Genomic DNA, 12,435 nt, shown 5'->3' with positions numbered 1-12,435 from the left:
ATGAGTCAAAGCACTGACCTTGCCCGGGCACAGGAGCGGTTCGCGCGCCGGCAGCGGTTGGTGCGATGGCGCGGCTGGCTGCCCTGGGCGGCCGGCGGTCTGGTCGTTCTGCTCGGCGGTGTGATCGCCTGGCTGTTCTACTTCTCGTCCGTGCTCGCGGTCTCCGGGGTGAAGGTGGCCGGCGCCGATACGGTGCCTACGGCAACGATCGTCGAGGTCGCGGCGGCGCCGCTCGGCACCCCGCTCACCAAGGTGGACCTGGGCGCGATCGCGGAACGGGTGCGGACGATCCAGGCGGTGGCGGACGCGCAGGTGACCAGGGCATGGCCGGACCAGCTGAAGATCGTGGTGACCGAGCGGGTCCCGGTGGTCGTGGTCACCGACGGCAGCAACTTCGAGCTGGTGGACGCGACCGGCGTGGCCTTCAAGACGGTGCCGGCCAAGCCGGAGGGATTGCCCGAGGCACTGGTGGTCGGGTCCCGGCGCGAGGTGACGATCAGTTCGGTGGTGACGGTTTCGGCCGCCCTGCCGGCCAGTCTGCGGTCCCAGGTGGTGTCGATCTCGGCGGCTTCGCCGGACTCGATCACCCTCAATCTGGGGTCGAAGGTGAAAGTGGTCTGGGGCAGCTCCGATGACAGCGAGCGCAAGGCCGCGGTACTCAGCGTGCTGATGAAACGCGACGCCCAGGTCTACGACGTCTCGGCGCCCGATCTCCCTGTCACCAAAGGGGAAAAGAAGTGACAGTGCCCACAGTGCGCCTGGCTGGGGGACACATCGCGGGACCGGCGGCGAGGCGCGTGGACATTGCCGGATCGACTCCCGTAGCGTTCGAAGAAATCTAGGCTTGACAAATCTCTAACCATCTACTTGAGGTTCAGGCTTTTCCGGCGCCGGATTAACGGGGATCGGTGTACGGAAGGGTCCGAGGCAGCGCAGCTCGGACGGCCAACTGGCCATAACGGGAACAGAACGAGGCGAGAGGCGCGGACGTGGCGGCACCGCAGAACTATTTGGCACTCATCAAGGTCGTCGGTATCGGCGGAGGCGGCGTCAACGCCGTCAACCGGATGATCGAGCACGGTCTGAAGGGCGTTGAGTTCATCGCCATCAACACCGACGCGCAGGCGTTGTTGATGAGCGACGCGGACGTCAAGCTCGACATCGGCCGCGAGGAGACCCGCGGTCTGGGCGCCGGCGCGAACCCGGCGATCGGGCAGAAGGCCGCCGAGGACCACGCGGAGGAGATCGAGGAGGCGCTCAAGGGCGCCGACATGGTCTTCGTCACCGCGGGTGAGGGTGGTGGCACCGGAACCGGTGGCGCGCCCGTCGTGGCCCGGATCGCGCGCTCTCTGGGTGCGCTGACCATTGGTGTGGTGACCCGGCCGTTCTCCTTCGAGGGCAAGCGGCGCGCGACTCAGGCGGAGGACGGCATTGCTGCTCTCCGTGAAGAAGTCGACACCCTGATAGTGATTCCGAATGACCGCCTCCTGACCATCTCCGACCGCGCTGTCTCCGTCCTGGACGCCTTCAAGCAGGCCGACCAGGTGCTGCTGCAGGGTGTCTCCGGCATCACCGACCTGATCACCACCCCGGGCCTGATCAACGTCGACTTCGCCGACGTCAAGGCCGTCATGTCCAACGCCGGCTCGGCGCTGATGGGCATCGGCTCGTCCCGCGGCGAGGACCGCGCGGTGGCGGCGGCCGAGGCGGCCATCTCGTCTCCGTTGCTGGAGGCAAGCATCGAGGGCGCGCACGGCGTGCTGCTGTCGATCGCGGGCGGCTCGGACCTGGGCCTGTTCGAGATCAACGAGGCGGCCCAGCTGGTCTCGGAGTCCGCGCACACCGACGCGAACATCATCTTCGGCGCCGTCATCGACGACGCGCTCGGCGACGAGGTCCGGGTGACCGTGATCGCGGCCGGCTTCGACGGTGGGATGCCGAAGCGTCGCGAGCAGGCGATGAACCAGGCCCGCCCGCAGAACAAGCTCCCCGCGGCCGGCGGCGACGTCGCGACCCAGGGCGTTCCGCGGTCGGCCGAGGCGCAGGCCCAGGCAGCCCAGGCTCAGGCGGCGCAGTCGCACCAGCCGGCCAGCCAGCCCCCGCCGTACGGCACGCCTCCGGCCAGCCAGTCGTCAGCTCCGGCACAGGCACCTGCGGCGACGCAGCAAGCGCCCGCGCAGCAGTCCGCCGACCCTGCCGGCCAGTCGCCGGCCGGGCATGGATCCGCTGGTCAGGTTCCGGCCGGTCAGGGTGCAGCCGGTGGCTCGCCGAGCTACCAGGTGCCCGCCGGTACGCCGACCGACGACACGGTGCCGGTCCCGAACACGGACCAGCGCGGCACCACGCACTCGGCCCGCCCGCAGGCCGGCGAGCCGGTCCGCACCCACCAGCCGAACGGACAGCCGGCCAACCAGCCGCCGGTCCCGCACGCGCCGACCTCGACGCCGTCCGCGCCGGCCCAGCACAGCTGGCCGACCACGGGCCCGTCGAACACGCCGGCCGCACAGCCCGCTCCGCAGCGTCAGCCGCGGAAGCCGGACAACGACGAAGACGATCTGGACATCCCGGACTTCCTGAAGTGAGCTAGGGGCGGGTCGGCTCGGGCTGCTGGGGACGGTAGACCGAGACGACCACGCCGTAGCGGGCCTCACCGGGGCCCGCGTCCTGCAGGTCGTGGACCAGGTCCGACAACCGGGTCTGCAGTTCCTCGGCCTGCTTCTCGGTCAGCCGGATATTGCGCAGGTTGAGCATCGGCTTGCCGGTGGCCGACTGCAACTCGGCCGAGGCGGCTTGCAGGGCGACCGCTGTGTTCGCGCGTTCGCCCTCGCCGGTGAAGTTGAAGATCTTCGCGGTCCGGCGGTAGTACTGCTCGGTCCCGCCGCGCACCTGCCGGGTCTCGGTGACCCGGACCATCCCCGCGTCCCGCAGTACGCCGAGGTGGTGCGCGATGTTGCCCTTCGCGGTCCCGAGCGCGGTCGCCAGTTGACTGATCGTCGCCGCCTCCTGGCCGAGCGCGAACAGCAGCCGGTGCCGGAGCGGATGGCTCAACGCCTTGAACTGCTCCGCGGTCGAAACGTCGAGCCGGTCGGCCATCTCATCGGTCATGAATCAAGAGTCAAGAGTTCTTGACGCTTTGTCAATCCCGGTGGTTCACTCTTCGGCATGCGTACAGATGAGATCTCTTCCCTGATCGACCGGCTGGCGAAGCTGGTCAGCTCGCACTACGTGTTCCCCGAGGTTGGCGCCGAGATCGCTGGCCGTCTGACAAAGGCGGCGGCGGACGGGCGGTACGACGTACTGGCTGAGCCTGAGGAGCTGGCTGCCCGGGTGACCGCCGATCTGCAGGAGGGCAACCAGGACAAGCATCTGCGGCTCAAGTTCCACGTCGACGAGGTGGTCGACGAAACCGATCCGGTCGCGGAGGAGGCGGCTTGGCGACGGCAGGCCGAGCTGGCCGCGGGCGGGATGGCCCGGGTGGAACGCCTGCCTGGCAATGTCGGGGTGCTGGAGATCCGGCCGCTGCTCTTCGATCCGACCCACGCCGGGCCGGCCGTGAGCGCCGCGATGTCGTTGCTGTCAGCAACAGATGCGTTGCTGCTCGATCTGCGCGGTTGCCGGGGCGGGTCGCCGGACATGGTGACCTTCCTGTGCAGCCATCTGCTCGACGGCGAACCGGTGCACCTGAACGATCTGGTCACGCCGGGCACGGGAGAGGTGCACCAGTACTGGAGCATTCCGCACCTGCCCGGCCCGCGGTTCGGCGGCACGAAGCCGATCTGGGTGCTGACCAGTGCGGAGACCTTCTCTGGTGGGGAAGAGCTTTCCTATGACCTGCAGCAACTCGGCCGGGCCTCGGTCGTCGGCGAGCGCACCGGCGGCGGCGCGCATCCTCGCCAGGGCTTCAAGCTGCACCCGCACCTGGAGGCGACCATCCCGCTGCACCGCGCGGTGAACCCGATCTCCGGCACGAACTGGGAAGGCGTCGGAGTGATTCCCGACGTGGAGGTAGCTGCCGAGGAGGCCTACCCGGAGGCCTACGGCCGAGCACTCGATCACGTGCTCGCGTTGCCCAGCGACCCGGCCCGTCGCGCGCTCACCGAAGAGGCGCGCGAAGCGCACTCCACGCTGAGCGCCGAGCGAGCGCTGAGAATTCGGCGCTGAGCGCGCGCCGCGCTGAGCGCATTCCGCGCCGAGCGCGTGCGCTGAGCGGGCCGCGCTCTCCTCTCGTCCACCGCGCCCGGCTGCGCAGCAGCCGGGCGCGGTGGACGGATAGCCTTGAGGTGTGTTCGGTTATGACGAGGTTTTCGACGGTGTCCGCTTCGCCTTCACCGATCGGTTCGGGGGAGCGAGCCAACCGCCGTACGGGGAGTTGAACCTCGGGAGCGCGCAGGGGGACGAGGCCGACGCGATCGCCGAGAACTTCCGGCGGCTCGCGGGGGAGTTCAGGGTCGCCGAGGACGGCGTGGTGCGCGTCAGCCAAGTGCATGGGAACGACGTGCACGTGGTGGCGCCCGGTGACGAGCTGCCGGTGCGACCGATGCCGCGGGCCGACGCGTTGGTGACCACCCGGACCGATATCGCCCTCTGCGTCCGCGCCGCCGATTGCCTTCCGGTGTTGCTCGCCGACCAGGTCAACGGCGTGATCGGCGCCGCCCACTCCGGCCGCAAAGGCCTGTACGCCGGGGTGGTGCCGGCCACCGTCGCGGCCATGCGTGCCCTGGGTGCCGAGCACATCACCGCAGTACTCGGGCCTTATGCCTGCGGGAACTGTTACGAGGTCCCCGAGGAGATGCGCGCCGAGGTCGCCGAGCGGATCCCCGCGTCGTACGCCGAAACGAGTTGGGGCACCCCCTCGATCGACGTCGCCGCCGGAGTCACCGCCCAGCTGGCCGAACTGGACTGCACCGTGATCGCCGCGACCACCTGCACGATCGAGTCGGAGAACCTCTATTCGTACCGGCGCGAAGGCGCGGTCAGCGGCCGGCTGGCCGGACTGATCAGGCTCGCCGCGTGAACGCCACCCGCGAGCAGGAGCTCGGCGACAACCTGAAGGCCGTGCGGGAGCGGATCCAGGCGGCCTGTGAGGCGGCTGGGAGGCCCGTGGACGCGGTGACCCTGGTCGGGATCACCAAAACCTTCCCCGTCAGCGATGCGCGGGCCCTGGCGGCCCTCGGAGTACGGGACCTGGGGGAGAACCGCGAGCAGGAGCTCAAGGTCAAGGCGCCCGACTGCCAGGACGTCACCTGGCACTTCGTCGGTCAACTGCAGTCGAACAAAGCACGCTCAGTGGTCCGCAACGCCTCCGTACTGCACTCGGTCGACCGGTCCTCGCTGGTGAAAGCGCTGTCCCGGGCGGCCGTCGACGAGGGCCGGGTACTGCGCTGCCTGTTGCAGGTGAGCCTGGCGGAGTACGGGCCGGACGGGGCAGCCACCGGGATGAGCCGCGGCGGCGTCGCGCCGGCCGACGTACCGGAGTTGGCTGCGGAGGTCGCGGCCGCGGACGGTCTCGAGCTCGGCGGGGTGATGGCAGTGGCCCCGCTGGGATCGGATCCGGACGAGGCGTTCGGCGGGCTGGAATCGGTAGCCTCGCGGCTACGCTCCGAACATCCGGGCGCCGGCTGGATCTCCGCCGGAATGAGCGGCGATCTGGAGGCCGCGATCAGGCACGGGGCGACACACGTGCGGCTCGGGCGCGCATTACTCGGTACGCGTACTCCTCTGGGCTAGTGTCGACATCAAGTCGACCGAAGAAGGGCTGGAGGGCCATGAGCGGCGCGTTGCGCAAGATGGGTGTGTACCTCGGCTTGGTCGAGGACGGCGAGCGGTACAACGCGCGCTATGACGACGAGTACGACGACGGCTACGACGAGTACGACGACGAGGCCGTCGAGGCGGACTCCGAGGAGACCGAGCCGGTGTCGGACCGTCGCGACGAACAGGTCGGCACGGTCAGCAAGTTCCCAGAACGACGTGGCGTCACAGCAACAACGCCGGAGGTTACCGAGTTGGCCCGCATCACCACCGTGCACCCGCGCAGCTACAACGAAGCGCGCGTCATCGGTGAGCACTTCCGTGACGGCACGCCCGTCATCATGAACCTGACCGAGATGGACCACGCGGACGCCAAGCGGCTGGTGGACTTCGCCGCCGGGCTGATCTTCTGCTGCCGTGGCTCGATCGAGCGGATCACCACCAAGGTGTTCCTGGTCTGCCCGCCGAACGTGACGCTGGCCGCGGAGGAGAAGGAAAAGATCGCCGCGGACGGGTTCTACAACCAGAGCTGAGAGGCACGGCTTCGGCCGTCTTCTACACTCTTGTCTGACATGGATGCTCTCGTGCTCGTCCTCGGTGTTCTCAGCTGGGTGCTGCTCGCCTTCTTCCTGATGCTGGTGGCGCGGTTCGTACTCAGCCTGATCGTGATGTTCGCGCCGCAATGGCACCCGAAAGGGCCGCTGCTGTTGCTGTTCGAGCTGATCTACTCGGTGACCGATCCGTTTCTTCGGCCACTGCGGCGGATCCTGCCCCCGATCGGCGCGGGAGGGATCCGGATCGACCTGTCGATGCTGATGCTGTTCGTGCTGGTCTCGCTGGCGATGTCGATCAACTCGACCGCGATCAGGTCGTTGTGAGATCGACGGAACCCGCCGATCCACAGGGAAGTCGGAGCATGAGGGCCCGGCCACCTGGGTAGGAATCGACCGGACCCGACAGGAGTTCCATCACAGTTATCGCCCGCCCGGATTCCGCCAGAACACAACGAAGCGATAACGTGATCTACTGAGTCGCCGAGGTCAAGGCCACGACGACTCCGCCAAGACACAGACAAACGAGGTGAAAGATGCCGCTGACGCCGGATGACGTCCGCTCGAAGCAGTTCACGCCCGTCCGATTGCGGGAGGGCTACGACGTCACTGAGGTCGACTCCTTCCTCGACGAGGTCGAAGCCGAGCTGGAGCGACTTCTCGCCGAGAACGAGGAGCTGCGGGCCAAGCTTGCCGCGGCCCAGCGTGCCGGCAGTGGGCAGGACCGCCCGGTGGTCGACCAGACCGCCGCCCTGCCGCCTGTTGTGCAGCAGCCCAAGCCGGCCCCAGTGGTCGTCGAGAAGCCGAAGGAAGAGCCGCCGCCTGTCGTCGCCCCGCCAGTAGCGGTCGCGGGGGCTGCTGCGGCAGCAGGAACCGTTGGTGACGCTTCCAGCTCCGCCGTGCGGCTGCTGGAGATGGCCACCAAGCACTCCGACGACCTGGTCCAGGAGGCGAAGGACACCGCCGACAAGATCATCGGCGAGGCCCGCGCCAAGGCCGAGCGGCTGGAGAACGAGGCGCGCGGCAAGGCCGACCGGATGACCGGTGAGGCCCGCGCCCGCGCCGAGAAGCTCGACGGCGAGATCGCCGAGCGTCGCGCTCAGATGCTGGGCACGCTGGAGAAGCAGAAGGGTCAGCTCGAGCGCACCATCGACGACCTGCACGCGTACGAGCGTGAGTACCGCAGCCGCCTGAAGACGTACTTCACCGAGCAGCTCAAGGCGCTCGGCAACGGCGACGACACGCTCAGCCCGCGCAACGGCTTCCGCCCGGAGGCCCGCGCCCAGGCTCACGGTCACGGCGTTTAAGCAGTACCAGCTCTGAAGAAGTAGTACCTGGTCTTGGCGTGACTAGGGGCGGTGCTAATCCGGCAGCACCGCCTCTTTGTCATGTCCTGACTTTTCTGACTGAGCGTTGTTTCTTCGTGACTAAGGGTCCCCACCACCGGCCGCCGGACTTCATGGCCAGGTCAACGGGGCCTTCTGTCCGCTGAGCGTCGCGACATCGGTGATCCGCAACCGGTACGGTGTCAATCTCAGCAACGAGACGGTTTCGCCGCCGGGTCCGTCGGGGAAGACCGACCAGAAGTCGAAGCCGAGCGGCGCGGGAGCCTCGCGGTACAACTCCCAGACTCGTTGCCGGGTCGCCGCATCGGTGACCCACTCCGCGTGACAGTCCGCGATCGCGACGTCCTGAGTGGGATCCCAGTTGGAACAACTCACGTACGGCGTACTGGCCAGGTGGGCCACCTTGACCGGAGTCGGCCTGGTGACGATCCAGCCGACGAGCCGGTCGCCGTCGAACTCCCAGTAGGGGTGCAGGATCCGTGACCTCGGCCGGCCCTGCCGGTCGACCGTCGCCACCGTGCACCAGACGATGCGGTGCGCTGTCTCGATGAACTCCCTTTCCACAACCATGGTTGTAGATTAACTGATACACAACCATGGTTGTACAGTCTTCGGCATGGCAGATTTCGATCCCGCCGACGCGGACCTCTCGCTGGCCTCGCTCTTCACCGGATGGGCGCTCGCCGACGAGCTCCAGCGCCGCCTGGCCGCCGCCGGTTTCGCGGACGCCCGGTTCGCCGACGGGGTGATCTTCCAGCATCTGATGGCGTCGCCGGTGACGATCAGCACGCTCGCCGAGCGGCTCGAGGTCAGCCAGCAAGCTGCGTCGAAGTCCGTTGCTGACCTGGAGAAACGCGGCTACCTCACCCGAGTTCCCGACCCGGCCGACGCCCGCGCGCGACTCGTCACGCTGACGGCTCGCGGAGAAGCAGTCATCGCGGCGGCTCGCGAACAGCGCGCAGTACTGGAGGCTGAACTTCGGGAGGCGCTGGGAGCCGACCGCGTCGAGTCAGCTCGCTTGCTGTTGGTCGATGTCCTCAACCACTTGAACGCAACCCCGGCCCTACGGTCCCGACGAGTCCGCCCACCGAACTAAGTGCTCCGTCGCCGCGCGGCGACGGAGCACTTAGTTGGTCAGGCCTTGGTGAGCCAGTAGGTGAGGCCCAGGTCGTCGTCCGTGCCCGTGGTCAGCGCGTCGGTTGCCGACGGCGCCGACTGGGTCAGCCTGGTGGCCAGGACCTCGCGGCCGATCTCGTCGGCGTGCTTGCCGAGGGCATCGGCCAGGTCGGAGTCCGTGCTGGTCAGCCAGACGGTGATCCGGTCGGAGACCTCCAGGCCGGCGTTCTTGCGGGCCTCCTGCAGGGTCCGGACCACCTCGCGGGCCAGGCCGGCCTGCTTGAGTTCCGGGGTGATCTCGAGGTCGAGCGCGACCGTCTCGCCCTGCTCGTTGACCACCGACCAGCCTTCGCGGGGACGCTCGGACAGCAGCACCTCGTCGGCGCTGACCTCGACGTCCGCGCCGTCGACCACCACGGTCGCAGTACCGGATGCCTTCAGGGCAGCAGCGAGTCCGGCTGCGTCAGCAGCGGCGATGGCCGCCGCGACCACCGGGGTCTGCTTGGCGAACCGCTTGCCGAGCTCGCGGAAGTTGCCCTTCGCCGAGTAGTCGATCAGGTCCTTGCCCGCCGACGACAGCGGCGCGACTGCGCCGACGTTCAGCTCCTCGGCGATCTCGCGCAGCAGTTCGTCGTCCAGATCGGCGATCGCGGCCGACCCGACCAGTGCCCGGCTGAGCGGCTGCCGGGTCCGGACCTTCGCCTCGGCCCGGGCCGAGCGGCCCAGCTCGACGACGCGCCGTGCCATCGACACGTGCGTCGCGAGCCGGTCGTCGATCACCGTCGCGTCGTACTGCGGGAACGCGGCCAGGTGCACCGACTCCGGCAGTCCGGGCGTGACCGGCCGGAACGCGTCCTGCCAGACCCGCTCGGTCACGAACGGCGTCAGCGGCGCCATCAACCGGGTCAGCACGTCGAGCGTCTCGTGCAGCGTCGCCAGCGCGCCGGTGTCGCCCGCCCAGAAGCGGCGGCGCGAACGCCGTACGTACCAGTTGGAGAGCACGTCGACGAACTGGCTGACCAGCGCGCCGAGCTTCTGAGTGTCGTACGCCGCGTACGCCTCGTCCGTGTCGCGCACCAGCCGGTGCGTCTCGCTGACCAGCCACCGGTCGAGCACCGAGCGCTCGGCGACCGGGGGAGCGGACGCGGCGGGCGACCAGTCGGCCAGCCGGGCGTAGAGCGCGTGGAAGCTGACCGTGTTCCAGTAGGTCAGCAGCACCTTGCGGACGATCTCGTTCAGCACGTTCGGCCCGATACCGCGTGCCTTCCACGGCGAGCCGGAGCAGGCCATGAACCAGCGGACCGCGTCGGCGCTGTGGTTGTCCATCAGCGGGATCGGCTCGAGGATGTTGCCCAGGTGCTTGGACATCTTCCGGCCGTCCTCGGCCAGGATGTGCCCGAGGCAGACCACGTTGCGGTACGACGACTCGTCGAACACCAGGGTGCCGATCGCCATCAACGTGTAGAACCAGCCGCGGGTCTGGTCGATCGCCTCGGAGATGAAGTCGGCCGGGTAGGACTTCTTGAACTTCTCCTGCGACCCCTCGGCCCACGGGTAGCCCCACTGGGCGAACGGCATCGCGCCCGAGTCGTACCAGGCGTCGATCACCTCGGCGACCCGGGTCGCCTCCTCGCCGCAGGTTGGGCAGGCGAAGGTGATGTCGTCGACGAACGGCCGGTGCGGGTCGGTCGCACTCAGGTCGCGGCCGGCCAGTTCGCCGAGCTCGGCCAGCGACCCGACGCACACCTGGTGGTCGTCGGCGCACCGCCAGATCGGCAGCGGCGTACCCCAGAAGCGGGAGCGGGAGACGGCCCAGTCGATGTTGTTGCGCAGCCAGTCGCCGTACCGGCCCCACTTGACCGAGTCCGGGACCCAGTTGGTCTTCTCGTTCTCGCGCAGCAGCGCGTCCTTCACCTGGGTGGTGCGGATGTACCAGGACGGCAGCGCGTAGTACATGACCGGGGTGTGGCAGCGCCAGCAGTGCGGGTACGGGTGCTCGTACGGCACGTGCTTGAACAGCACGCCGCGCTCGCGCAGGTCGTTGACCAGGTCCTCGTCGGCCTTCTTGAAGAACTGCCCGCCGACCAGCGGCACGTCGGCCTGGAAAGTACCGTCGGCCTCGACCGGGTTGACCACCGGCAGGCCGTACGCCCGGCAGACGATCAGGTCGTCGGCGCCGAACGCGGGGGACTGGTGCACCAGACCGGTGCCGTCCTCGGTGGTCACGTACTCAGCCAGTACTACGAAATGCGCCGGCTCAGGGAACTCGACCAGCTCGAACGGACGCTGGTAGTTCCACCGCTCCATGTCGCGGCCCAGGTAGCGGTCGGTGACAGTCCAGCCCTCGCCCAACGAGCTGAGCAGCGGCTCAGCCACGACCAGCGACTCGTTGCCGTCAGTGGCGACCACGTAGTCGACGTCCGGGTTCACTGCGACCGCAGTGTTGGACACCAGGGTCCAGGGGGTCGTCGTCCAGACCAGCATCGCCGCCTTGCCGGCCAGCGGCCCGGAGGTGAGCGGGAAGCGCACGTAGACCGACGGGTCGACCACGGTCTCGTAGCCCTGCGCCAGCTCGTGGTCCGACAGGCCGGTGCCGCAGCGCGGGCAGTACGGCGTGATGCGGTAGTCCTCGACCAGTTGGCCCTTGTCGTGGATCTGCTTGAGCGACCACCAGACGGACTGCACGTATTCCGGGTCCATCGTCCGGTACGGGTGCTCCATGTCCACCCAGTAGCCCATCCGGGTGGTCAGGTCGGCGAAGGCGTCGACGTGCCGCAGTACGGACTCGCGGCACTTGGCGTTGAACTCGGCGATCCCGAAGGCCTCGATGTCCTTCTTGCCGTTGAAGCCGAGCTCCTTCTCCACCGCGACCTCGACCGGCAGGCCGTGGCAGTCCCAGCCGGCCTTGCGCTCGACCGAGAAGCCCTTCATCGTCCGGTAGCGCGGGAAGACGTCCTTGAAGACGCGCGCCTCGATGTGGTGCGTGCCGGGCATCCCGTTCGCGGTCGGCGGGCCCTCGAAGAAGGTCCACGGCTCACCGCCGGCGGTCTGCTCGAGGGTTTTGGCGAAGGTGTCCTGGTCGTCCCAGTGCGCCAGCACGTCGCGCTCGATCGCGGGCAGATCGACCTGGGTGGGGATCTGCTGCCACGGGGTGGTTGGGGTGTCCGCCATTGTCCTTCGTCCTTCGTCGAGCGTCGTACGTGCTGGACGAAGGGACGAGGCCTCGGCATCGTCGCCGGGCTCCGCGGTACCACCCTCCTTGACGGCCCGGAATCGGCCGCCCACTTCGTTACGCTCCGCGGCCGGGTCTAGTGAGTCCGTGACGGACCGTTCTTCCGGCGGCTCCGGGGTGATCGCCCCATCACTGCCTTGCGGTGTGCCCGGCCAGTGTACGACTTCGTTCCATCCGGCTACGAATCGTTAATCACTGGCCCGGCGCGGATCCGTCCCCGACAATGGCCGGGATTCGGCTGAAACTGATGCAACTGTTTGGCTGAACCAGGGCCGAAACACGGCTGTGACGCGCGGAACATCGAGTGGGCTTGAAGAACCGACTACCGTATGTCCACGGTCTGCGCGTCGGGCTGGCGCGCGACTTCCGCGTGTCCTACTGTCTTGCGACCAGTCCGCTTCAGTCTCCGACGAAGGCAGGGGGTAGTCGACCATGGCTA

General features: G+C 68.3%; 11 protein-coding genes and 1 pseudogene. 9 read left to right on the top strand and 3 right to left on the bottom strand.

Features of this window, described 5'->3' with window-relative positions; genetic code table 11:
- Positions 1-741 carry an FtsQ-type POTRA domain-containing protein gene (locus tag AB0P21_RS05740; protein ID WP_363693975.1) on the top strand — a complete coding sequence of 247 codons (741 nt, stop codon included), beginning with the start codon at positions 1-3 and terminating at the stop codon, positions 739-741.
- Between the two features lie 242 nt (positions 742-983).
- Positions 984-1,958, top strand: a pseudogene (gene ftsZ / locus AB0P21_RS05735) (cell division protein FtsZ); the annotation flags it as partial.
- A gap of 625 nt (positions 1,959-2,583) precedes the next feature.
- Here the strand turns inward: ftsZ and AB0P21_RS05730 are convergent.
- A complete protein-coding gene (locus AB0P21_RS05730; protein WP_363693974.1) occupies positions 2,584-3,105 on the bottom strand; it encodes a metalloregulator ArsR/SmtB family transcription factor in 522 nt (173 codons plus the stop codon).
- A 57-nt stretch (positions 3,106-3,162) separates the two neighbouring features.
- Between AB0P21_RS05730 and AB0P21_RS05725 the strand changes: the two genes are divergently transcribed.
- The 6 genes from AB0P21_RS05725 (at position 3,163) to AB0P21_RS05700 (ending at position 7,609) form a co-directional block, all read left to right on the top strand.
- Complete coding sequence (locus tag AB0P21_RS05725) at positions 3,163-4,161, top strand: S41 family peptidase (protein WP_363693972.1); 999 nt, start codon at positions 3,163-3,165, stop codon at positions 4,159-4,161.
- Positions 4,162-4,282: 121 nt separating this feature from the next.
- Positions 4,283-5,014 (top strand): peptidoglycan editing factor PgeF, encoded by a 732-nt coding sequence (pgeF, locus tag AB0P21_RS05720; RefSeq protein ID WP_363693971.1) that lies wholly within the window; start codon positions 4,283-4,285, stop codon positions 5,012-5,014.
- Positions 5,011-5,727 (top strand): YggS family pyridoxal phosphate-dependent enzyme, encoded by a 717-nt coding sequence (locus tag AB0P21_RS05715; protein ID WP_363693970.1) that lies wholly within the window; start codon positions 5,011-5,013, stop codon positions 5,725-5,727. The genes pgeF and AB0P21_RS05715 overlap by 4 nt, the downstream gene beginning before the upstream one ends.
- A gap of 38 nt (positions 5,728-5,765) precedes the next feature.
- A complete protein-coding gene (gene sepF / locus AB0P21_RS05710; protein ID WP_363693969.1) occupies positions 5,766-6,284 on the top strand; it encodes a cell division protein SepF in 519 nt (172 codons plus the stop codon).
- 39 nt (positions 6,285-6,323) lie between these two features.
- Complete coding sequence (locus AB0P21_RS05705) at positions 6,324-6,629, top strand: YggT family protein (RefSeq protein ID WP_363693968.1); 306 nt, start codon at positions 6,324-6,326, stop codon at positions 6,627-6,629.
- A gap of 209 nt (positions 6,630-6,838) precedes the next feature.
- Positions 6,839-7,609, top strand: coding sequence for a DivIVA domain-containing protein (locus AB0P21_RS05700; RefSeq protein WP_363693966.1), 771 nt, complete (start codon positions 6,839-6,841; stop codon positions 7,607-7,609).
- Positions 7,610-7,759: 150 nt separating this feature from the next.
- Here AB0P21_RS05700 and AB0P21_RS05695 read toward each other — a convergent pair whose 3' ends face one another.
- Positions 7,760-8,218 (bottom strand): pyridoxamine 5'-phosphate oxidase family protein, encoded by a 459-nt coding sequence (locus AB0P21_RS05695; protein ID WP_363693964.1) that lies wholly within the window; start codon positions 8,216-8,218, stop codon positions 7,760-7,762.
- A 46-nt stretch (positions 8,219-8,264) separates the two neighbouring features.
- On the opposite strand from AB0P21_RS05695, the gene AB0P21_RS05690 reads away from it, so the two are divergent.
- Entirely contained in the window at positions 8,265-8,744 is a 480-nt protein-coding gene (locus AB0P21_RS05690) for a MarR family transcriptional regulator (protein ID WP_363693962.1), read from the top strand.
- Positions 8,745-8,782: 38 nt separating this feature from the next.
- Here AB0P21_RS05690 and ileS read toward each other — a convergent pair whose 3' ends face one another.
- Positions 8,783-11,935: an isoleucine--tRNA ligase gene (ileS, locus tag AB0P21_RS05685; RefSeq protein WP_363693961.1), complete on the bottom strand. Its 3,153-nt coding sequence runs from the start codon at positions 11,933-11,935 to the stop codon at positions 8,783-8,785.
- Positions 11,936-12,435: the final 500 nt, after the last annotated feature.

This window comes from Kribbella sp. NPDC056861, from assembly GCF_040687575.1.
Lineage (GTDB): Bacteria > Actinomycetota > Actinomycetes > Propionibacteriales > Kribbellaceae > Kribbella.
Note: the sequence above shows the minus strand (reverse complement) of the source record. Positions and strands in the feature narration are given on the sequence as shown.